The organism is Aquimarina algicola (assembly GCF_006443095.1).
GTDB classification, from domain to species: domain Bacteria; phylum Bacteroidota; class Bacteroidia; order Flavobacteriales; family Flavobacteriaceae; genus Aquimarina; species Aquimarina algicola.
Genome location: NZ_VFWZ01000002.1, coordinates 91,125 through 114,420, shown reverse-complemented (window position 1 = coordinate 114,420; position 23,296 = coordinate 91,125). Strand labels below are relative to the sequence as shown.

The following is a 23,296-nucleotide window of genomic DNA, read 5'->3' as shown; positions in this document are numbered from 1 at the left end:
AATAATTAAAACAGAGGGTGTAAAGTAATAATGACTAGTTGATAAAACGAATGGATATTGTAGTTTTAAATAATCTAACACAAGCAATTGTAAATACATGTAAATGTTTAATAGAGTAGTCATTATTAAAATTATGGAATGAAAAAATATCTTATTATATTATGTATACTTCCCATTATATCTTTTTCGCAAGTAAATAAAGTTTTAAAAATAGAAGAGCCTACTATAAATAATAACATAAAAGTACCTTCTTCAACATTATGTAGATATACTCGTGAAGATACTTATACAGTGAATGAAGATTTCGTTTTATTTACAAATTGCACTACACAAAAAAAACTATATCCAGATATGAATTCATTTCATATCCCAGAAGATAACGTAGAAAATTATTTCGCCTTAGATAAAGATGCTGTTTATTTTAGAGGAAAAAAAATTAAAACAAATTCTACGGATTTTAAAATTATAGGCTTTGATGGTAGCTATTTAGACGAAAATAAAAAAGTGTATTGGAAAACAAAAAATGCAGTTTATAAAAACACTAAAAAATTAAAAGTTTTTTCTGACCCATCAACATTAATCAATCTAACCTCAATAAAATATAATGTTTATTTTAAAGACGACAACAATGTTTATTATAAAGAAACAAAAATAGAACAAGCAGACCCCAAAACAATAAAAAATGAATATTATAATGATTTCGCTTATGATAAAAACAATTCTTATCTGAAAGGAGAAATTATTACTTATGACAACGAAAAAATAATTCCTATAGGGCATTATAATTATTTTAGAACTGCCAAACATCTTTTAAGATTAAATGATAGTGTATTCATGAATCTATCACAGTTAGATGTTAACTCCTTTAAACTTTTGGGGACTAAAGAATATCGTGGTTGTTATATGATGGATAAAAATCATATTTATTTGGAAACACCTACTGTACCCTTACCCATAAAAAAAGAAAAATTAAAAAATATTAAGGTTTGGAGCGGTCATAGTAGAGCATATTATGTATCAGATGGTGAACATGTTTTTTTTAGGGACCATATATTAAAAGGTATTGACGCCAAAACTTTTGGAGTATTAGAAGGGAGTAAATATTTCTATGACAAAAATGGTGTTTATGATGGAACTTATAGAAGAAATACAAATGGTGTAGGTTTCAGAAAAATCCCATTTAATTATAAAATACCTATAAGTGAATCTAGTATATTTTTAGATGATTATGGAAATGTGATTTATGAACAACAAGCATGCTTGGGCCATTATTTAGAGTTTTATTTTGAAAATTTAACTCCAAAAGAAGTTCAGTTAGCAAAAGAAAGTAAGCTAAACATCAAAAAAGGAGGTAATCATGTAATAATAGAAAAAAAAGTCTTAGATCAAGAATTTTACTCCGATCTATTATATAAAAACAATGATAAAATTTATTTTCAAGATCAAGAAACAATAGCAGATGCAGATACATTTAAAAGAGTAGATGAAAAATCGTCTATATATCTGTTTAAAGATATTGAAAATATATATTACTTTAAGCAAAATAAAGGCTTAATTAAAGTAGAAGGTATTGATAATAAAACCTTAGGAATAGTATTCGATATTTTTCTGAAGGATAAAAATTATATTTATTACTATAATAAAAAAATAATTAGCAGTAAAGACATATCGTTAATAGGAATCTATAAATTTAATGGATTGTTTTGTGGGGTAGGTGGTGTTCCCGAAGATTTTGATTATTATCTTTTTAAAAACCTTGAAGGCTATTGGCTTGTTAAAATTTCAAATAAATTTCAAGAAAATGTTACGATTAGACATTTAGGCAAAAAGCTTAGAAATAATTGGAAAATATCGAATCAAAAAGCTAAAAATAGCTGTCGTCAAAATGGGGTTTATGTAACAACGAAAATTAAAATCGATCATAAAAATAATACTTGTAATAAGGTAAAAAATTATTATAGATTTTACTCAAACGGAATGTTTATTAGAATTACAGCAACATGTACAACAACAATCTGGGATTTTATAGATATAATTAATTTAAAGAATGTAGAGCTTAGCAAAGAAGAAGGATCAATAGGTAAGTATACAATCGAGAATAATTTAATAAAATTTTCAAGAAATGACGGGATTAATTTTTTAGGTAAATTCAATAAAAACCTAACAAAAATTCAATTATTCGATTTCAGTGATAAATATGGTAAATTAGGTAAGCATACTGAAAATATAGAATTCATCAAAATAGAAGGATTGAAATAAAGAAGTTAGTAGGTAACTAATTATTCAGAAAAATTGAAAAACAAAGTAAAATTTAGTGTTATTAAATTATTATAAGGAGTTATGAAGCAAATAATATTACTAGTAAGCATATTTTGTTTTATGCCGTTTATGCATGCACAAAAAGATACCGAACCTATCACCAAAATCCCATTTGAACTTGAAGGAAATCATATTTTTATTCAACTGAAAATAGAAGAATCAGAATCATTAGAATTTGTATTTGATACCGGCGCCGGAGGAACAGTTATCAATACTACAACGGCAGAAAAACTTGGCTTAATTGCGAGTAAGACCTCAGAAAACACAGGAGCATCAGGAAAAGTAATAACAAAAATAATTAAGAATAGTCAAATAAGAATCAAGACCATAAAATTGGATAAAATTGATTTGCAAAGTGCTCCACTTAGTCATTTAGAGGAAAAATTTGGTAGAAATTTAGACGGCATAATTGGGTATGATTTTTTAAAAAAGTATGTCGTTGAAATTGATTATGACGATTTTGAGTTAGTCGTTTTTAAAGCTAAAAACTTTAAGTATCAAGGTGATGGAGAAATGGTTAAAATTGATTTGGGTAATGTTCCTACGGCGGTTTTTCCAATTGCTTTAAAAGAAGGAAGGTATATAAAAGAAGAATTCATTTTAGATAATGGAGCCGGTCTTGCTTTGGCATTTACATCACCTTTTTCAAAAAGAAATAATTTAAGAAGTAGTATAGGTAAAACATATCCTAATAATGCTAGCGGTTTTTCTTCTAATGTGGCGAATGTATATGTTGGAAAAATTCATAAGCTAAAGATTTTAGATTATGAATATGCAAACATACCGGCAAGCATATATAATACTGATGTTGGAGTGTTCGCTAATGAAGTAATAGCCGGCGTTATAGGAAATGAAATCCTTAAAAAATTCAATATTACTTTTGATTATAAAAGAAAAAGGAGCTATTGGGAATTGAATGATAGATTTTTGAATGAAGCTTTTGAAATTTCACATTCTGGATTGAAATTAAAATTGAATTCTGATAGATCAAAAATTATAGTTGATTATATAATTCCAAAATCTGAGGTAGCAAACTCTAAGCTCAAAGTCGGCGATGAAATTATAGAAATCGATAATGTAAAAACATCAAATACATCTTTAACACAGTTAAGAAAGTTATTGCATCAGGATGGGAAAGTAATTACTATCAAATTTAAACAAGATCATCAAGTCCAAGAGGTAACAATACATTTAAAACCTTTGATTTAAAATGGATAATTGTAATACTATAGACAAAGCATTGTGTAAATAAACAGAAATAGTTTATGCAAAATGAAATAGAAAATATTCTTTTTTCACGCTTCGCAACGCAAAATATTCCTTTTGAGTACATCTCAATTCAAGAGTTGTATCAACGGGTTTCTGAAGGTAATTTTGATGTATCAAAACCACACCGCATTGATTTTCATGCATTGATTGTTGTATTTGAGGGAGAAAGCAAACATACTATAGACTTTAAGGAGGAAGTGTTATCTCCCGGAACAATTCTACCGGTAAGAAAAGGACAAATTCATTCATTTAATAAAAACCTGGTTGTAAAAGGCTGTGTGATTGGATTTGAAGAGCACTTTATTACTCAAAATATAAGCGATAAAAACCTATTTCATTTTCTTCAGATTTTTCACACTGCAACTATTCAAATAGGTGTAGAAAGTATTGCTTTGTTAACCCCTATTTTACAGTTAATCGAAAATTTACTTGAGGATACAGATGTTAATTTAAAGTCAGAAATTATTCATTCTACCTTTATGACGTTGTTATTTCAAATCAAACGACTTGCTTGTAAGCAACATACTTTTTTTGACAGTGAAAAATTTAAAAACTTCTACCTATTTAAAGAGCTAATTAGTAAACATTATAGTGAAATACATAATGCAAAAGATTATGCAGAAAAGTTAAATGTATCTTATAATTATTTGAACGAGATCTGCAAAGAAATTGCAAATAAAACAGCCAAAGAATTTATAGATGGCTGGTTATTATTAGAAATTAAACGAAACATTTCAGAAAAGAGATATACATCACAAGAAATTGCTTTTAAAATGGGATTCAAAGAACCTTCTAACTTTGTTCGCTTTTTTAAAAAATATACCAAAATGACTCCACTACAATTTCAAGAAAAATTAAAAATCAACTCGATTAGAGATTGACTATCTTAAAAAATAAATTGATAATTATACAAAGGTGATCTGCTCAGATATTTGTATCAAATAACATTTGAATAAATTAAAATATAAAGATGAGTACATTACATGAGAAAATAGCTGTTATTACAGGTGGTAATAGTGGTATTGGTTACGCAACAGCCAAAAAATTTAAAGAAGATGGTGCAACTGTAATTATTATAGGCCGTTCGACAGAAAAAATTAAAATTGCAGCAACAGAACTTGGTGTTAAAGGAGTTACAGCAGACGTTTCAGACCTATTTGCTATTGATAATGCGGTTGCTCAAATAAAAAGCGAATTTGGGAAGATTGATGTCTTATTTGTAAATGCCGGTATTTTCTCTCCGATACCGATAGGACAAATTTCAGAAGATATCTTTGATAACCTCATGAATATTAATTTTAAAGGAGCAGTATTTACAATTGAGAAATTTTTGCCCATACTTAATGATGGTGGTAGCATCATTAATTTATCCTCTATCAATGCCTATACAGGTATGCCGAATACGGCTGTTTATGGCGCTTCAAAAGCTGCATTAAATTCATATACGAGAACAGCAGCTACAGAATTGGCGCCCCGGAAGATTAGAGTAAATGCTGTTAATCCCGGACCAATTGCTACACCCATTTTTGGCAAAACAGGAATGTCAGAAGAGCAACTCAAAGGACTGGGAGATATGATGCAAAATCGAATTCCTCTAAAAAGATATGGACAGCCTGAGGAAATTGCAGAAATGGTAGCTTTTCTAGCCTCTGATAAAGCCTCTTTTATTACAGGTGCCGAATTTAATGTAGATGGGGGAACCAATGTTAATCCACTATTGATAGGATAGGTGTTTTTTAATCTGTTCGTCCTGTCATAAGTTATAGTATAATAATCAAAAAATTGCTAAAAAAGTGCAAGATTCAACATTTTGCACTTTTTTATTATTTTAGTTTTAATAATGAAAAGATAGTTTCCTAAAAATGCTATTTTTCAGATACAAAACTGTTAGGTTTTTTCAAACCACTTCTTATATTGCTGATATTAAAAGAGAATTTTTGAAATTTCTTAAATATAAGACTCTTTAAGAGATGGAATGAGTTTGGAGAGATACAGAAATTGGTATTAATTAAAACAAAATCTTAATGAAACACTTTTTTTGGATAGTCTTGATTGTAATAAATTTTACTGTTTCTGCTCAACATAAACTCGAAAAAGACATTGACTTTGATGGTATTATCGATACTGTCTTTGTCGATCATGATAACGCAACTATTGTCTGTGTTTTATCTAGTGAAAAGTTCAAAAAAATAGTGAGTAAACCTATAGAAATACTCAATCTAGAATCTGCAATAAAAGATGCAAGAGATGGATTTTATTTTGAGAACCATTGGATGCGTGCTGGCTATTCAAATCAATTTAGATATGATAAGCGGTTAAAGAAAATTAGACTTATTGGGATGAGTAGATATGAGTTTGGCAATGCTGCCAATGATGGTAGTGGAGAATCTAGTGTGAACTTATTGACAGGAGATTATCTGGGGGATTGGAATTATTTTGATCTTGAGAGTAATAACTCAGAAGGAGAATTGATTAAAATCCCTACAATAAAAACAAAAATGTATTTTGATAAAATATATTTAGACAACTTTGAAGAAGCAGTCTATTTTAATTATGCAGAAAGATGTTCAGAACTGTATTATGAACATAGAGATAAAATGAAGAACAAGAGAAAATAAATACTATAAGCTAAAGCTGTGTAGGTGAGAAAACTTGTTTTGTGTAAGAATTTTGGAGTGAAAGTTGTTGATAATAAAACTAGTAAAAAGTAATTAAAATAGGTTGTAATGTGGTTTGATAAGTATGATATACAATCAAAAAATGAAGGATTGGATCAGGATATTCCATTTGATTTTTTTACAAAACCTTGTACAGAAGAAGAATTTGAATTCTACAAGAAGTATAATGATGATAGTAAAACTCATAAAGACTTCAAAATACCTGATGATCTCAAATTACCAAATGAATATATCGAACTTTTACGCTATTCTAATGGGGGTGCTATTATAAATAAAGACAGAGAATTTGGGTTTTTTGATATCAATACCATACGAGAGTTTTATATCAATTATGGTTTTTTAGTAAATGCACCCAATATACTACCTATCGCATTTAATGGTGGAGGAACTTTTTATGGATACAAATTTTCAGGAAATGACAAAAAACCTATAATATGTGGTGTTCATGCAAGTTGTATCGGTTTTGAAGAAGACACATGTTTTTTAGGAAACACACTTGATGAGGTTTTGAATAAAACATATGACATAGATGATGATATTTATGAATATCAGGTGAAAAATGGAACTATTAAAATTCCTACATTATCAAAAGAAGAAAAAGAAAAAACTGAACTTTTACAGCAACTAGATACTTTAAAAAAAGACAAAAGCCTCGGGAAAATACATTTAAAAGAGTTTTTAAAAAGAAAAAGAGAACTAGAAGAAAGATTGAATAGATTAGAATAAGAATTTGATTAAATGTTTGACTTATGTTGGTTTGTTTTTAAATAAGTAAAAGAGATGTTTGAGAAATAAAAACTTTTAAATTTTTGAAACTTGCAATAGCTACACATAATACCATGATCTCAATATAAAAACTAAAAGTTGTGTAACGATTTGTTCAACTACAACTCATATATACAACACATTCTCTAAAATCTAAATCGATAAAAGTGGAACAAAAGGAATTGGATCAACTTGCAAGATTAGCACTACATCAATATGAAAGAACTTTTTCGTCTATAAATTTCTTCGCAAAAGAAACATCAACTATATATAAGGTTGTTGATTCTCATCAACAGGAATATGCTTTAAAAATATATGAAGAAGCATCAAGTAATGAAGATGATAATCAAATAGAAATATTAATTCTAGATGCGATAAAAGAAAAAGGAACAATTCAAGCGCCCGAAATAATAACAAATAGACTAGGAGAAAAGCTTACGTATTATCAAGATGCTGTATTTACAAACCCTAGAAGGATTAGCGTAACTAAATGGTTAAAAGGTGAGGATTTGAATGATAATGAAAGTGAGTTAGCTTTTATTAATTTGGGAAAATTGATGGGAGAATTACATCTCATATTGAAAAATATTAAATTACCCGAAGGTATAACACCAAAAAAATGGGATAAAGTTTTATATTTTCGAGATGAAGAACCAAACTATAAAAAGAAGAAAAATAGTAAAAAGGTAGATGAAGAATTTATAGACGTAATAGAGCATGCAATACCAATACTAGATACTGAGTTAAAACGAATTTATATACAAGAACCCCCACAATTACTTCATGGAGATATCAATCCATGGAATATTAAATTAGAAAAAGAAAAATTATCCATACTTGATTTTGAAGATGCTATATATGGACCTCGAATACATGAGCTGGCCATAATGCTATATTACTATAAAGAAGATAAAAGATTCTCATATAAATTGGTAAAAGATAGAGTTCTGGAAGGTTATCTTCAGGTGAATCCAATAAAAGAATATAAGGATAGTGATATAGAAATATTAATGTTGGCAAGATTAGCAAACTTTTTAAATTATGTACTAATTTTAGAAGGAGACTTTGAAGAATTTATAAAAAAAGGGAAGTCAAAATTAAAGTCATTTATAGAGGCATAACTAATAAACTCGACACTTCCGGCATATTAACAAAAATAGAAAAAGCACTTTATCTATTAACTTTATAATTGATGAAGATTGAACCTATTTCTTTTAGCAGTTAATAGTCTTGAAAATCTTTCGATTTCTTATCTTACAGCAGAAAGTAAAAAGAAATACAAAACAATCAATGAAGATAGAGGCTAAGTAAAGAACCTCGGAGCATTTACATCTCGATTATCAAGTAAACTTTCTAAGAACACATTGTAAAATAACCATATATAAAAATAGAATCATATCAATGAAACAGATAATTACAATACTTACTTTGGCGATTTTTCTGATAGGTTGCTCTAATGACAAAATAGAAAAAAAGGGATTTCAAGTAAGTGAAATTTCAGAAGACGAAAATGGAAATAAAATTGTTGGGCTCAATATTGATTCGTTAAAACTGGAAACAAGACCTAGAAATGTTTTATTAACAAAAAACCCTACACATAGAATAACACCTATATATAAGGTGAATTACCATAAAAAAACCAAAAAACCTTTTACCGGTTCAAACGCTTATCATACCAAATGGAGAGACAACGATGAAGAAGGCAATAATTGGAATAATAATTTTATGCCGGGGTTTGAGGCTGTCTATGGATATAATTTTGTAAATGTCTCTCATTACAATAATGAAACTAAAGCAGAAAATAAATTATTCGATAAACCTGTTTTGATAAAAACGTTTTATTATCCTGCATTTTCAAAAGATACTCTAAATTTTGAGCCCGTACATCGAAAATACTATATGGTTTCAGTATATGACGAAGATTCAAATAAAGATGGGTTTATAAATGTAAAAGATTTAAGGAGATTCTATTACTTTGATATCGACGGAAAAAACAAAAGGAACCTTATTCCCAAAGAATATTCTGTTATAGGTTCAGAATATGATTCTGCAAATGATTTTATGTATGTATTTGCCAAAGCAGATAAAAACAAGAATGGACAAATAGAATCAAATGAACCTATTGATATTTTTTGGATTGACTTAAAAAAGCCTGAAAACGTAGGATTACAATATCAAACAGAATAAAAAAGCTATTTATATTCACTTAATAGTATACTCATAAATACATTAACATAATGAAGTATTTAAAAATAATTTTATGTTCAGTTTTTGTGTATTCTTGTCAGTTAGGAACAAAAACTAATGAGTCAAACAAGGATGCTTCTCACAAAGAAATAACCTCAGAAAATAATTCGTCGAATACAGAGAGCACTAGTCAATCTCAATACAGAGATACAGTACAAATAAAGTATTCTGAGAACAAGAATATACTTGAGATTTTAAAAATAGTACCAGACGAAACGATGGGAAGTTGGGGATGGAGCAAAAAAGATAGGGTAAAGACCGTTGAATATATAAAAAAGTATGATCATTTAGTCGATTCGACCGAAATGTTTAATACGATTAAATATATTAAACCAAATACGATCGGAATTCAAGTTGTAGATGGGTTTTGGACATTGTCTGCGTACGATTTTGGTGAGGATGACTACTTTGTAGTTACAAATGATATTGTAGGGGATGGTAATGATATTAGAACATTTAGCCTCAAAAATGGTAGACTTACTCCCACAAAAATGATCAATTGGTTTAGTGAATTTGATCAAAAATTACTTTCGAATACTTCCAAACAATGTATTAAACTATTAAAAGAAAGTGAACTAGGTTATGATTATGATTTTAGTGATGACCAGATAGTTTTAGTTTCTTCCTGGTTGTTGTCTAAAAATGAATCAGAACACTGTTTGAAGGGAAATGCAATCAAATTTCAACTCAATCAAAAGAATAAAACATTTGACATTGTAGATCTTTATTGGAAAGAAGATAAATCAGAATAAAATTGATCACAAATTAATGCACTTAACAGATTTGATATATCTTATATAACTAAATTCTTAGTTTTAACTAAAAATTTAGTTATATTTGAATTCACTTTAAAAATTTAGATATGAAATATTCATTTCTTTTAATATGTTTTTGCGTAACACTACCAATATTTTCTCAAATCAATTCAGAATATAAGATACCATCTAAAGAACAGTTAGACACACTGAAAATTCAATTAGAGACCCTCTTTAAAAAAGATCAGGCCTTTAGAAAAATATATAAAGAAGCAGAAAAAAAATTAGGCAAAGATTCTTTCGAAATGGAATATTTCTGGCAAATTGTAGAAGGCCAAGATAAAGTATTAGAAAAAGAACTTTCTCTTATTATAGATACTTATGGTTGGCTCGGAATTTCTCAAGTAGGACGTTTGGCAAATACCGCACAATGGGCAGTATTACAACACGGGCCTTTACACCTTAAAGAAAAGTATGCCCCGTTACTTAAAGAATCTGTGCTTCATAAAGAGTCTCGGGCAAATCACTATGCTAGTCTAATTGATTGGATGTTAATTAATTCAAATAGATTACAAATGTATGGCACTGCAATTAAGTCTGATGATGAAAATAAGTTACAGTTTTATGATATAAAAGATCCTGAATTGATTAATAAACGGAGAAAAGAAATCGGATTAAGTTCTATTCAAGAATTTGCAAAATCAAAAAATATGGTATGGAATATAAAACAGAAATGATATGATTAATTGTTTTTAAATCATCAACATCATAAAAATAATTAGAAAGTGTATAGTAAGCACATGTGTTTTTGTAGTATTATCGTATTGTAAGTTTACAAGCTTAAAAATATAAGAATATTTATATTTGAATGATCACGAATCCATATCATTCATAGTTTATGTCCAACAAAAAAACAGAAAAAGAACTATTAGAAAAGGCAGAAAAAATCTATCATCAATATAATGAAGATAGATATCCTAAAGCCATTGAGTTATTTAAAGAACTTTTACAGCAATATCCAGAAAATATCAAAGGTTGGGCAATGTTATCAACGATGCAATCAGCTAATAAAGATTTTGATGATGCCTTAGTATCTATTGATAAAGCGATACAACTAGATCCTAAAAATATTAGAATCACAAAACAAAAATCTTTGTTGTTTAGCGAGTTAAATAGATTACTGTATGATGGATCAAAATATTTTGACGAACGCTCGGATGGATTTTATGAGATTAATACATTCAAAAATAAAAATGAAATTTTAGAGGCATATATAAGACATCTTTATACTCAAATAGACAATTTTCCTGAGCAAGAAGATATTCATGAAGTATATGAAGATATCGGTACGTTTTTATCAAACTTAGGAGAATATAATGATAGTATAAAAGTGCTTAAAAAGGCAATAGAAATTTTAGATAATAGTGATGAAGATTTTGAAGATGATCTTTTTAATCCATATGCAACGATTAATCTAAGTATTTCAAAATCATATGAAAAAATTGGCGAACTTGATAACGCATTGATTTTTTTAGACAAAGCAATTGAAAAAGATTCAGAAAACTCTTATTTACTCACACACAAGGCTAAACTATATGATAAGAAAGGAGATAAAAAAAGTAAAGCAGAAGTGTATACGATGTTTCTTGAAAATACAGAAATACAGTACAATAAAACTAAGGATATAGTATACTTGTTTCATAAAATAGAAGCTTATATCGATTTACAAAATGTAGATAAAGCTTCTTTTGAGTTATCTAGAATAGAAAAGTCAGAAAAATCAAAAAATTATTTAGATACTATTTCTGAATACAAAATAAAAATAGAAAACTTGAAAGCTGGTTAGTTTAACTCAATCATTTTATACATTCATCAATAAAGTCTTAAAGATTATAAAGCGTGGTAACGATTATTCCCTTATGATTAGGTAAAGTGGTCGATAATAATTGTCTCTCTTTTTTAACTTCAAGATTAAATGGAGGAGCTAATAAGTTGACACCACTTTGTTTTTTTAATCTAATCCCTTGTCCGGATATAATATCCTTATTAGGTATAAAATCCCCTTCGGGTACATGTTCTGTCAAGATGATATGTTTGAAATCAGCTAATTTTTGGACTATCTTTTGTGTTTCAATATTTGATAAATGTTGTAATACTTGTCTTATCAACGCACAATCTCCTTTAGGCAAAGAATCTGTTGCTATATCCAAACAATGAAACTCTAGATTTTTGATCTTAAATTTTTCTTTATTGTATTGTATAAGATTAGGTACTATATCTACAGCTATATATCTATTGGTGTATTTTACTAATTCTTTTCCGACATTAAAATCTCCACAACCTAAATCACAAACAGTAATAGGGGAGTTAAAAGAAGTTAAAAATGAGATGACAACTTCTAGATATGGGCTCACAATCTCAGGATCATGTGATCCTGTCCCAGAGTAGAAATCAAAGGTATTACCACCCCAAAGTTTCATTTCATAAATCTGTTTCATTGCATCTTTAGTTGGCCAAGGCTTCTTTTTCTTTTTCATAAATCTTTTAATATCATCAGTGCAAAAAATATTTGAAGCAATATATAAATTATAACAGGTATAATTTTTTTGAAGAAAATAATGAATAATAAAGTGAATTTATATAGCTGAAAACAATTACATATTTTTAATGATATTGATTTAAGAACATTAGTTGTCTTGCAAATCAATTCGTTATTGTATTTTTATAGAAGTAAGACCTTATTAAAGGTTAAATGACGAATAAACGTTTATCGCAGATGGCAAACCCATGAATCTGGATATCTATCGATAAATGTAACCACGTAATTCAAATCATCATTTTAAAACATAATGCAAAGATGGAAATTATAGATGTTCAAAGTTTTATGAGGTATTACTCAAAGATAAAAGCAAGAACAGTAAAGCTATTTGATTACATACCGGCAGATCAAATAGAATGGTCTTATCAAGACAATAAGTTTACAATTGGTGATATTATAAGACATTTGGCAAATATTGAAAGATATATGTATGCAGAAAATGTACAATTCAAAGAAAGTAAATACAACGGATGTGGGATAGAATTTGCAGAAGGACATAAAAATGTTATAGAGTATTATAAAGATATGCATCAAGAATCTGCAAAAATATTTTTGGACATCCCTCAACAAGATCTAATGAAAAAATGTATGACACCAGCAGGGATTGAAATTTCTATCTGGAAATGGTTACGGGCAATGGTAGAGCACGAAGTACACCATAGAGGACAATTATATATGTACTTAGCAATTCTTGGTGTACAAACCCCACCGATTTTTGGATTAACTTCTGAAGAAGTAGTTGATAAAAGTATTTAAAAAGTAATTTATAATCGAATGTTGTTTGAGAATCATAGATCAATTCGTTATTTAGTAACTTAACAAACAAAAAGCATACAAAAATTGTTTGCTATTAAGATTTTTGATATTGAAAACGACACATATTTTTTTCTTATCCTGCCTATTTTTATTATGCTCTTGCGGAACAGGATTAAAGATCAGTTCAGAACACCAACAAAAGATAACTTCTAATTTTTCAGGCACTTTTGCTAATACATCTTATATACTTCAATACAAAGAGAAAGCTAAAAGTGAGATAGGAATATTAAGTCTATTTAATATATACGATGCAAACACCGATTCATTTAGCATAAGTTTTCCCAAAAAAAATCAAATGCAACTATCTTATGTTGACGAGACTGGGGCAAAAACAAGCTATTTTGAGGGGAAATTCACAAAAAGAGGGTATTTTGAAGCGTATCTTATAAAACAAAGAATAGAAATTCCTCCGTTTTTTTCAATTCTCTACAGTAATGTACACATTGACAGAGTAAGAATAGGTATGACCAAAAAGAATGAACTAGTCATTGACAAGCTATATGAAAATGGAGGTAATATTTTCATCTTTGCGGGTGGGAGCTATCATAGAGATCAATATTATTTTGAGCCAAAAGAAAAGAAAATAAACTAGTAAGATGAATAATAAGGATTGTAATAACTCTATTATATGAAATAGCTAATGTTTAAATCAGAAATAAAAAGTAAAACATATGAAGATATTTCAATTTTGATCAAAATTGATAATCACCCTTATAATTACATTTGTGATTGTGGTGATGCTAGTGATTTAACAGTAAAAGAGATTCAGAATACTAATGCAATATTTATAAGTCATACCCATATAGATCATTTTGTGAATTTTGATACTATTTTAAGGCATCAAATTGGGATACAAAGACGAGTAGTAATCTGTGGGCCAAAAGGGATTGCAGAACATGTGCAGTTAAAAATAAAAGGATATACCTGGAATTTGATCAATGAAGATGCAATCACTTATGAAATCAGAGAAATATTATCAGAAAATAATATTCTTGTTTATGAAATCAAACCACCATATTGGGAGTTAAAAAAGATTACAAAAATTCAAGATAACATAATATTTAAAGAAAAATCATTTGTAGTATCAGCAGTTATATTAGATCATAAAATACCTTCGATAGCCTACAAGTTTGTAGAAAATGATACTGTAAAAATAGATATCAGTACTACAGATTTCACTGGTGGAAAATGGATAGCGGCACTCAAAGAAGCTTTCTTAACTAATGCGGCACATCAAGAGATTATAATAAGAGATAAAAGTTATATCGCAAAAGAGTTGTTTCATATGTTGCATGTACAAAAAGGAGATTCTCTTGGAATCATTATGGATCATGCAGCTAATGAGCCAAATCATACTAAAATTAAAGAGCATTTTTATCAGTGTAATAAAGTGTACATAGAAAGTTTTTATAAAAATGAAGATAAGGAACAAGCAGAATTAAATTATCATAGCTATGCTTCTATATCTGCACAAATCATGAAGCTATCAGAAGTTGTAGAGGCCATACCCGTTCATTTTTCTAGAAGATACAAAGAAGATGATGTTACAACTTTGATTCAAGAATTTGAAACGGCTTTAGTTTCTAATGAATAAGCATGACATAGAAAGGTATTGTAAAATTAAACTCATATCATGAAAGAATACTGTAAGGTTAATACTATAAATGTAGGTTTTGCAAACCATTCTGTAGAAGGAACTATTTATCTCAAAGGGGCTTTAGATACTGAGGTATTAATACGTAAAGGTAAATTAAGGATCAATATACTTACGCCATCTTTGGAGCTTACTGAAGATTTACACAATGGGATGTTAAACAATCCCGATGTTGATAATAACCACCATATTGACTGGCTTAGATTCACTACATATCACGACTTGGTTATACCTGAAGGAAAGTATAATACGCAAATTAAATGTCCTTATGGTGATACTGCTGTTGGGTTTGAAGTATATGGTTTTCCTGAACTCCTTAAATTTTATGGAGTTATAGATGTTCAAAAAGGATATGTGCATATCAAAGGAGAGCTAAGAAGCGAATACCGGAGCGAAGATTGTAGTATTCCTATAGATATTTTGAAAAAATTTATTCCGAAAGATTTGTTACCGCCTCGTACACAATATACCTGGAATCAAGCATTACAACAAAATCCTCTAGAAGTATACGGGTTAGCTATTGGTAAAGGCGTTTTTGATGCATTTCCAGAAAAATTATTAACGTTCAAAAATCTGGAAGACCTCTGGATAGGAGGTCAAACACAATTTAATGTAAAAGAACTACCCGATACTCTCTTTTCTTTAGTACAATTACATACCATTAGGATTTACGGTAGTTCAATTCATCAGATTTCTGATAAAGTCAACCAGCTTAAAAACCTAGAAGAACTATGTATAGAATCCAGCCAACTAAAAACAATACCGGATTCAATTTGTGAGTTACCACTTCTATCTGATTTAAGCTTTAGATATAATAAATTGATAGAATTACCAGAATGTATAGGAACAACACCTAATTTAAAAATGATAAATATAGAAGGTAATTACTTTAAAAAGATTCCTAAAAGTATTACTGCTGTTCCCAGTATAAAAGTTGATCGAAAATATCAAAAACTTTTTATGGATACCAGTTATAGAAGTAATAATCCTGATCCAATAGATGAATCATTATTTGATTTGAGTTATTATCCGGAAGAAAAGATAAAACTCAAAAATGCGATTGAGAGTATTCCGGAAGTAACAGAATGTTCAGATTTGATTTTGGATTACACTACTATGGCTACCTATTTGATGCCTGATAAAGAAGATAAAAATATAGCTGTTGGTGCATCAAAAGTGGGCGGTAACCCTGATTTACCAAAAACATGGGAACATCCCAAAAGTAATAAAGGTAGTCTTTATGTCTTTCATGCACAGATCAATTGCGAAGAGGCTTCTTCATATCAAAAATATTTGCCAAGAAAAGGGATGCTATATTTTTTTGTTAATGATGAAGAATATGCCCAAAAACCAATAGTACTATATACCGAAAATGTAAAAGATTTATTACGCTACCAATATGATGAAAATACTGAATTTACAGATAGTAATTTGGATAACAATATTAGAGAAGCGGTGCGTATAAGTTTTAAGAATGGAATTTCTATACCAATATTTTATAATTTGTATAATCATGGTAGTGAACGGTATCCAAAGTATGCTGATTTTTTTGAAGACGAGAGTAACGAAGATATAATTGATGACTTAGAATATGGTATAGAAAGTTTAGAAAATGTGATTGATTCTCCTTTGTCATCAGGTGATCCAAACATACCATTACATTTTCATAGTATCAATAGTCATGTGTTTACACAACATGAATCTCCACAGGAACTTGCAGCAGCAAGATTTGGAGGAGAACCTTCAGAATGGATAGTATTGTTGAATATGGAAAGTACCGGTGAATTTAATTTTTGGGATGCGGGAACATTAACCTATTGTATCCATAAAAAAGATTTAGCAATAAAAGATTTTTCAAGAGTTTTTGCTAGTATAGAAAGTAGTTAAAGAAGCTTCATGTATTTTATGTAAGCAGATGTAATTTAAATATGAAAATACAATACCAACATATCATAATACTATTCCTTGTCTTAGTATTTACTGGCTGTAAAAATGATAGTAAAGAAATTAATGCATTGAGAATTAAAAATGAACTTCTTGAAAAACAATTAAAAGAAGCAAAAGAGCAAAGCAAAACCATTGAATATCAGAAAAATAACACTAGTGTTGCATTACCCAATACAACAGTAAAAGAGATTACTTCAAAATTTAATGGGCAGAAGTATAAGATAAAAATTCAATTTCCCAGAGGGTATAAAGATGATAGTCGAGAAGAATATCCCGTGCTCTATGTTATTGATGCAGAGACAAATTTTGGAGGCGTAGGGTATATTGTGCAAAGATTAATTAAAGACAAATTAATTCCCCAAATAATTGTGGTTGGGATAGCTTATGATACCGATTATAAAACTTTTTATAAATTAAGAAGTAGAGATCTAACCCCTGTAGAAGACAATAAATTAAAAATAGGAGGAGCTAAAAAGCCAGACCCTACAGGAGGGGCTTCAGAATTTTGTGATTTTTTAGAAAAGGAATTATTTCCTTTTATTGAAGGAAATTTTAATGTAAAAAAACAAGACAGAGCTTTGTATGGACACTCTTATGGTGGATTATTTGGATCATATGTGCTTTTAGAAAAATCTCATTTATTTAATAAATATATTTTGCTGGGATCTTCTTTATGGTATAAAAGTAATCTGCTCATATCTCAGGTAAAGCACAAAGAATTAAATATTAATCAAACCAAACTGTATATGGGTTCAGGAGAGCTTGAAGGGCGAATAGATGACCTTCAAACTACTTTTATAGCATTGTTGAAAGCAAAAAAACTCAAAGATTTAGATATAAAATCCGAAGTTATAGATAATGAAACTCATAGAACTATTTTTGGAGTTGGTTTCACTAACGGTCTAAGATTTGTGTATTCAAAATAGTATACTGTTGATGAATCAAAAATATTTCATTATGAAAATTATAATTGTCAATTTTAAAGATGTTTTTGGATATGAATTTTAAATACATTTTTGGCGTAATACTATCGATACCTCTTTTACCTTTGATGTATTTTCAAGGAAAAAAAATAAAAGCTAGTGTGCCAGAATTGCCAGAAGCAAAGGGCATTAAGGGTAGTACTACTAATGCAAATTCAAAAAAGACGCTTAATTTACTCACTATTGGAGAAAGTACAATCGCAGGTGTGGGAGTTAAGACTCACGAAGAAGGTTTTACCGGTACTTTGGCAAAAGAACTATCAAGTCGTTTGAGTACAAATGTCGATTGGAAAGTATATGCTCGTAGTGGCTATACAGCTAGAAGAGTGCACCAAAAAATTATTCCTAAAATACAAGAATCTCATGCAGATATAATCGTTGTAGGACTAGGAGGCAATGATGCTTTTACCTTGAATAGACCAAATACATGGCGAAAAGATATGTCTATGCTTATCACTGCCTTAAAATTAAAATTTCCATTTGCGACTATTGTATTTTGTAATATGCCTCCAATCAAAGAGTTTCCTGCATTTACACCCTTAATCAAATTTGTAATCGGTAATTTGGTAGAACTTTTAGGAAAAGAATTAAATGAGATAGTACAAAAGTATGATAATGTATATTATATTGATGAGGTTATCACATTACAGAGATGGATAAAAAAAATGAAGATAGAAGCACCAAAGTCTGCATTTTTTAGCGATGGTGTACATCCTTCAAAATTGGCATATCAAACCTGGGCAAAAGATATGGCGAATACAATATATAATGACAAGCTAGTTCAAAAAAACTAACTATTTTGATTCGCTCTCATTTTTACTATTCAAATACTTACCAACAATAATGGCGGTAAGGATCACATGATAGAACTGCCCCAATAAACTAATCAAGATAGCAGCTTTTTGAGATAAAGGAGTGACAGGTACAATTTCACCATATCCGATAGTCAAAAGTGTTACATAACTGTAATATAGTAGTTCTTCGGTAAGTAATTCTGGGTTTTCTAGAGCAGTATTAATGCCTTGAAAAGACCCAGGAGAAGATATTTCTATACTAATACAAATAAAAAAACCGATTAGTCCTAAAGATATATAACCACTCATTAATCCCAGAATAGTACTCCTATTAACTTTTTTGGTCTCCCAAATTTGTTTGATAATTTCGATAGTGACTACAATATAAAAAAGAAAATGTATAGCTATATCTAAAAAATAAAGAGGTTTAATGTGTTTTTGATCAATTAGATTTGCACTAAAAACTAAACCGGCTGAGGCCAATAAAATAATAAAAAACCACATCAATGGCTTCTTATTCGATATCAATAATATTCCTGAAATAAGATTAACCAAAAGTAGTAGAGAAGTAACAACTCCTTCAAAAAAAGGAGAATAAAATAGTAGTGACCCAAAAAGAATTGAAATTTGACTGGAAAAGAAAATTTCAAAACGATACTGATATAATTTTTCTATCATAATAGTTTCGTACTTTCAACAGTATAATAAATATATTCAAAACTATATAAATAATTTTTTATGGATAAATATTCTAAAAAGTATTCGTACAAATCGATTTAAAATGGATTTTATTGTATTGATTATAAGATAGTGTTTTAACAAAAAATTATTCTTTTCTTCTTACAACATTATTTTCTGAAGAGCTAAATTTATATACCATATACAACCAATAAAAGAAATCAAAACATGGCCGTAAATACATTGTTTTTTAGGAAAACGATTATGGCAAGTACAGGACTTTTTTTATGTTTATTTCTAATAGTACATCTTTCTGCAAATTGTATTTTAGTACTACCGGAAGAAACTGCCAGACAAATCTATAATTCATATTCTACAACTCTTAGAGAAAGTCCGTTGATTAAGATAGTTGCCTATTTGCTATATGCTTCTATTATATTTCATACCATTTATGCCTTATTGATTACGATTCGTAACCAAAAAGCAAAACCACAGAAATATATTGTCAATAATACCAAAGCAAACAGTACCTGGACTTCTCAAAATATGGGACTAATAGGAGTTGTTATTCTACTGTTTATTGTAATACATCTGGCTAATTTTTGGGCAAGAATTAAGTTAGGGATAGGAGAAGATGTAGCACTTGATTCATCTGGTCATTTAGATGTATATGAGGTCACATATAGCTTGTTTCAGAATATATATTATGTGTTATTGTACAGTGTTTTAATGATTCCGTTGGGATTACATCTTAACCATGGGCTTAAAAGTGGTTTCAAAACTCTGGGATTTTATCATAAAAAGTGGACACGCATTATTGCAAGAATATCCCTTGTTTATAGCGCTTTGATGGCTATAGGTTTTGGTATAATACCTCTGGTTGTATATTTTAAATAACAAAGGTTTATGATATTAAATTCAAAAATACCTGAAGGGAAATTAGAAGATAAATGGAGAAACTATCAGATCAGATCCAAATTGATCAATCCTGCAAATAAGAAAAAACTCAATGTAATTGTCGTAGGCACAGGGCTTTCTGGTGCAGGTGCTGCTGCTACTCTGGCAGAACTAGGTTATGATGTACAATGTTTTTGTTATCAGGATTCTGCGAGAAGAGCCCATTCTGTTGCGGCGCAAGGTGGTATCAATGCGGCTAAAAATTATCAGCATGATGGTGATAGCGTTTGGCGCATGTTTTACGATACACTAAAAGGAGGTGATTTTAGGTCTAGAGAAGCCAATGTGTATCGACTAGCAGAATTATCTGCTCCACTAATTGATCATTATGTACAACAAGGAGTTCCTTTTGCGAGAGAATATGGAGGTGTTTTGGTAAACAGAAGCTTTGGTGGGGTACAAGTACAAAGAACATTTTATGCACGAGGGCAAACAGGACAGCAATTACAATTGGCTGCATATTCTCAGCTTTACAAAATGATCAATTTGAATAAAGTAAAAATGTTCCCACGTAGTGAAATGATGGATTTGGTGGTTATTGATGGTAAGGCAAAAGGGATCATTGTTAGAGATTTACGTAACGGAGAGATTAAGAAATACGCAGCAGATGCCGTTGTGTTGGCTACAGGAGGATACTCTAGAGTATTTAGATTATCAACATTGGCAATAGGTTGTAATGGAAGCGCAATTTGGAAAGCACATAAAAGAGGAGCTTTTTTTGCAGGACCAAGTTTTACACAAATACATCCAACAGCATTACCACAAACTAGCGAGTCTCAATCTAAACTTACTTTGATGTCAGAATCGTTACGTAATGATGGAAGAATCTGGGTGCCAAAACAAAAGGCAGATTCACGCAAAGCAAATGATATTCCTGAAGAAGACAGAGATTATTACCTAGAACGTCGTTATCCCGGTTTTGGTAATTTGGCTCCACGCGATATCGCTTCAAGAGCAGCAAAAGAGCGTATAGATGCCGGGTATGGTGTAGGAAGACTTAAAAATGCAGTGTATCTTGATTTTAAGCATGCCATCAATACATTTGGCTTACAAACAATAAAAGATCGATATGGTAATTTATTTAAAATGTATCTAAAAATTACAGGTATAGATGCTTATAAAGAACCTATGCAAATCTCTCCGGCAGCACACTTTTCTATGGGAGGACTATGGGTAGATTATGAATTGATGACAACTATCCCGGGATTATATGCTGTAGGTGAATGTAATTTTTCTGATCATGGTGCGAATCGCTTAGGAGCAAACTCATTATTACAAGCCAGTATTGATGGATATTTTGTCTTACCAAATACAATAAATAATTATCTGGCGAATGCGCTACAAGAAGAAACTGTGACTATTGACCATCCACAATTTGAAAAAGTTGAAAACGAGGCAAAAAAACGTATCCAACAAATATTGGATGTTAAGGGAAGTAAGACTGTAGATCATTTTCATAGGGCATTAGGTGAAATTATGTGGCAAGAGTGCGCAATGAGTAGAAATAAAAAAGGATTAGAGCAAGCAATTGATAAAATCAAAGCATTAAAAAATGAATTTTGGAAAGATGTAAGAGTAACTGGCCATGATAAAGAATTGAATACAGAGTTAGAAAAAGCCTATCGCCTTGCAGATTTTATAGAATTAGGAATATTAATGTGTACAGATGCCTTACAACGAGAGGAATCTTGTGGAGCACATTTTAGAGAAGAATATCAAACAGATGAAGGTGAGGCCCTCAGAATAGATAAAGATTACTCTTATGTGTCAGCATGGGAATATAATGAAGGTAATTTTAAATTACACAAAGAACAATTACAGTTCGAAAATGTAACACCTACAGTTCGTAGTTATAAGTAATACAAAAGTAAAGATGGAAATTACGTTTAAGATATGGAGACAGAATTCTCCAAAAACAAAAGGTAAGATTGAAGCATACAAAGTAGACGGTATCACAGAGGATATGTCTTTTCTAGAAGCTTTGGATCATCTTAACGAACAATTGGTTCTCAAAGGTGAAAAAGTAATTGCTTATGAGTATGATTGTAGAGAGGGGATTTGTGGTCAATGTGGGATTTTTATTAATGGTCGTGCTCATGGTCCTCATGATCATATTACCACTTGTCAATTACATATGCGTAGCTTTAAAGATGGAGATACAATAATAGTAGAACCTTGGCGAGCTGCTTCTTTTCCGGTGATTAAAGATCTAATTGTAGACCGCTCTGCTTTTGATCGTATTATTGAACAAGGCGCTTATATCAGCGCAAAAACGGGAACAGCACCCGAAGCTAATGCTATCTTGATCCCTAAAGAGATTTCGGATAAAGCAATGAATGCTGCCGCATGTATAGGTTGTGGAGCCTGTGTGGCTACTTGCAAGAATTCTTCTGCGGCTCTATTTACTTCTGCAAAAATTAACCACCTTAATAATTTACCTCAAGGAAAAGCAGAAGCAAATAACAGAGTTCTCAAAATGACAAAACAAATGGAGCAAGAAGGATTTGGGAGTTGTACATATACAGGAGCTTGTGAAGTAGAATGTCCAGAAAATATTTCAATCTTAAATATAGCAGAAATGAATGCTCGTCACACCAAAGCAAAATTATTAAGGTAATATCTTCTTTGATTTGTAATTTTTATAAATAAAATTCCTTGTAAGCTTTTTTTAGATATTTGTTTAATGACAACTTCGAAAAAGTATAGAACAAAGACACAACATACATTTCGTTCTATAAAATTAGAAAAATGGATTAACTGATATTACTTCATCTTATTTTAAAATAAGGATTTAGATGATAATAGATGTAACCCAAACGATTACATCCTACCTTT

The 23,296-nt window shown here is 29.9% G+C and carries 22 protein-coding genes; 20 read left to right on the top strand and 2 right to left on the bottom strand.

The annotated features are described in order from the left end of the window. The first annotated feature begins 138 nt into the window (after positions 1 to 138). The 11 genes from FHK87_RS04145 to FHK87_RS04095 all read left to right on the top strand — a co-directional run bounded on the left by FHK87_RS04145 (position 139) and on the right by FHK87_RS04095 (position 11,879). Entirely contained in the window at positions 139 to 2,259 is a 2,121-nt protein-coding gene (locus FHK87_RS04145) for a DKNYY domain-containing protein (protein WP_140590204.1), read from the top strand. A gap of 81 nt (positions 2,260 to 2,340) precedes the next feature. Continuing rightward, positions 2,341 to 3,528 carry an aspartyl protease family protein gene (locus FHK87_RS04140; protein WP_140590201.1) on the top strand — a complete coding sequence of 396 codons (1,188 nt, stop codon included), beginning with the start codon at positions 2,341 to 2,343 and terminating at the stop codon, positions 3,526 to 3,528. A 56-nt stretch (positions 3,529 to 3,584) separates the two neighbouring features. After that, positions 3,585 to 4,469, top strand: a complete 885-nt coding sequence (locus FHK87_RS04135) for an AraC family transcriptional regulator (RefSeq protein ID WP_140590197.1) — start codon at positions 3,585 to 3,587, stop codon at positions 4,467 to 4,469. Positions 4,470 to 4,558: 89 nt separating this feature from the next. Beyond that, complete coding sequence (locus FHK87_RS04130) at positions 4,559 to 5,317, top strand: SDR family NAD(P)-dependent oxidoreductase (RefSeq protein ID WP_140590193.1); 759 nt, start codon at positions 4,559 to 4,561, stop codon at positions 5,315 to 5,317. Between the two features lie 295 nt (positions 5,318 to 5,612). Further along, on the top strand, positions 5,613 to 6,206 hold the full coding sequence (locus FHK87_RS04125; protein WP_140590189.1) for a hypothetical protein: 594 nt from the start codon (positions 5,613 to 5,615) through the stop codon (positions 6,204 to 6,206). Between the two features lie 108 nt (positions 6,207 to 6,314). Then, positions 6,315 to 6,992, top strand: coding sequence for an SMI1/KNR4 family protein (locus tag FHK87_RS04120; RefSeq protein ID WP_140590185.1), 678 nt, complete (start codon positions 6,315 to 6,317; stop codon positions 6,990 to 6,992). A 206-nt stretch (positions 6,993 to 7,198) separates the two neighbouring features. After that, positions 7,199 to 8,152 (top strand): phosphotransferase enzyme family protein, encoded by a 954-nt coding sequence (locus tag FHK87_RS04115; RefSeq protein WP_226294073.1) that lies wholly within the window; start codon positions 7,199 to 7,201, stop codon positions 8,150 to 8,152. A 280-nt stretch (positions 8,153 to 8,432) separates the two neighbouring features. Further along, a complete protein-coding gene (locus tag FHK87_RS04110; RefSeq protein WP_140590177.1) occupies positions 8,433 to 9,218 on the top strand; it encodes a hypothetical protein in 786 nt (261 codons plus the stop codon). Between the two features lie 50 nt (positions 9,219 to 9,268). Further along, positions 9,269 to 10,030, top strand: a complete 762-nt coding sequence (locus FHK87_RS04105) for a hypothetical protein (RefSeq protein ID WP_140590173.1) — start codon at positions 9,269 to 9,271, stop codon at positions 10,028 to 10,030. Positions 10,031 to 10,140: 110 nt separating this feature from the next. Further along, positions 10,141 to 10,770: a DUF6624 domain-containing protein gene (locus FHK87_RS04100; RefSeq protein ID WP_140590168.1), complete on the top strand. Its 630-nt coding sequence runs from the start codon at positions 10,141 to 10,143 to the stop codon at positions 10,768 to 10,770. Positions 10,771 to 10,931: 161 nt separating this feature from the next. Next, positions 10,932 to 11,879, top strand: a complete 948-nt coding sequence (locus tag FHK87_RS04095) for a tetratricopeptide repeat protein (RefSeq protein WP_140590165.1) — start codon at positions 10,932 to 10,934, stop codon at positions 11,877 to 11,879. A 37-nt stretch (positions 11,880 to 11,916) separates the two neighbouring features. On the opposite strand, the gene FHK87_RS04090 is transcribed toward FHK87_RS04095, so the two are convergent. Next, a complete protein-coding gene (locus FHK87_RS04090; protein WP_140590160.1) occupies positions 11,917 to 12,570 on the bottom strand; it encodes a class I SAM-dependent methyltransferase in 654 nt (217 codons plus the stop codon). Positions 12,571 to 12,890: 320 nt separating this feature from the next. Here FHK87_RS04090 and FHK87_RS04085 point away from each other — a divergent pair, with 320 nt between their 5' ends. The 6 genes from FHK87_RS04085 to FHK87_RS04060 all read left to right on the top strand — a co-directional run bounded on the left by FHK87_RS04085 (position 12,891) and on the right by FHK87_RS04060 (position 18,826). Then, the gene (locus tag FHK87_RS04085; protein WP_140590156.1) at positions 12,891 to 13,388 is read left to right on the top strand and encodes a DinB family protein; all 498 of its coding nucleotides are present in this window, start codon (positions 12,891 to 12,893) and stop codon (positions 13,386 to 13,388) included. 109 nt (positions 13,389 to 13,497) lie between these two features. Further along, positions 13,498 to 14,040 (top strand): hypothetical protein, encoded by a 543-nt coding sequence (locus tag FHK87_RS04080; protein ID WP_140590152.1) that lies wholly within the window; start codon positions 13,498 to 13,500, stop codon positions 14,038 to 14,040. A gap of 48 nt (positions 14,041 to 14,088) precedes the next feature. Further along, positions 14,089 to 15,042 carry an MBL fold metallo-hydrolase gene (locus tag FHK87_RS04075; RefSeq protein WP_140590127.1) on the top strand — a complete coding sequence of 318 codons (954 nt, stop codon included), beginning with the start codon at positions 14,089 to 14,091 and terminating at the stop codon, positions 15,040 to 15,042. A gap of 39 nt (positions 15,043 to 15,081) precedes the next feature. Continuing rightward, on the top strand, positions 15,082 to 16,989 hold the full coding sequence (locus FHK87_RS04070; protein ID WP_140590123.1) for a DUF1963 domain-containing protein: 1,908 nt from the start codon (positions 15,082 to 15,084) through the stop codon (positions 16,987 to 16,989). Positions 16,990 to 17,030: 41 nt separating this feature from the next. Further along, positions 17,031 to 17,975, top strand: a complete 945-nt coding sequence (locus tag FHK87_RS04065; RefSeq protein WP_140590117.1) for an alpha/beta hydrolase — start codon at positions 17,031 to 17,033, stop codon at positions 17,973 to 17,975. A gap of 71 nt (positions 17,976 to 18,046) precedes the next feature. Continuing rightward, positions 18,047 to 18,826, top strand: coding sequence for an SGNH/GDSL hydrolase family protein (locus tag FHK87_RS04060; RefSeq protein ID WP_140590114.1), 780 nt, complete (start codon positions 18,047 to 18,049; stop codon positions 18,824 to 18,826). On the opposite strand, the gene FHK87_RS04055 is transcribed toward FHK87_RS04060, so the two are convergent. Beyond that, positions 18,827 to 19,504: an ion channel gene (locus FHK87_RS04055; protein ID WP_140590111.1), complete on the bottom strand. Its 678-nt coding sequence runs from the start codon at positions 19,502 to 19,504 to the stop codon at positions 18,827 to 18,829. Between the two features lie 228 nt (positions 19,505 to 19,732). On the opposite strand from FHK87_RS04055, the gene FHK87_RS04050 reads away from it, so the two are divergent. The 3 genes from FHK87_RS04050 to FHK87_RS04040 are packed head-to-tail and all read left to right on the top strand — an operon-like array spanning position 19,733 to position 23,078. Further along, positions 19,733 to 20,401 carry a succinate dehydrogenase cytochrome b subunit gene (locus tag FHK87_RS04050; protein WP_140590109.1) on the top strand — a complete coding sequence of 223 codons (669 nt, stop codon included), beginning with the start codon at positions 19,733 to 19,735 and terminating at the stop codon, positions 20,399 to 20,401. 9 nt (positions 20,402 to 20,410) lie between these two features. After that, positions 20,411 to 22,321, top strand: coding sequence for a fumarate reductase/succinate dehydrogenase flavoprotein subunit (locus FHK87_RS04045; protein ID WP_140590107.1), 1,911 nt, complete (start codon positions 20,411 to 20,413; stop codon positions 22,319 to 22,321). A 13-nt stretch (positions 22,322 to 22,334) separates the two neighbouring features. After that, complete coding sequence (locus FHK87_RS04040) at positions 22,335 to 23,078, top strand: succinate dehydrogenase/fumarate reductase iron-sulfur subunit (protein WP_140590105.1); 744 nt, start codon at positions 22,335 to 22,337, stop codon at positions 23,076 to 23,078. Positions 23,079 to 23,296: the final 218 nt, after the last annotated feature.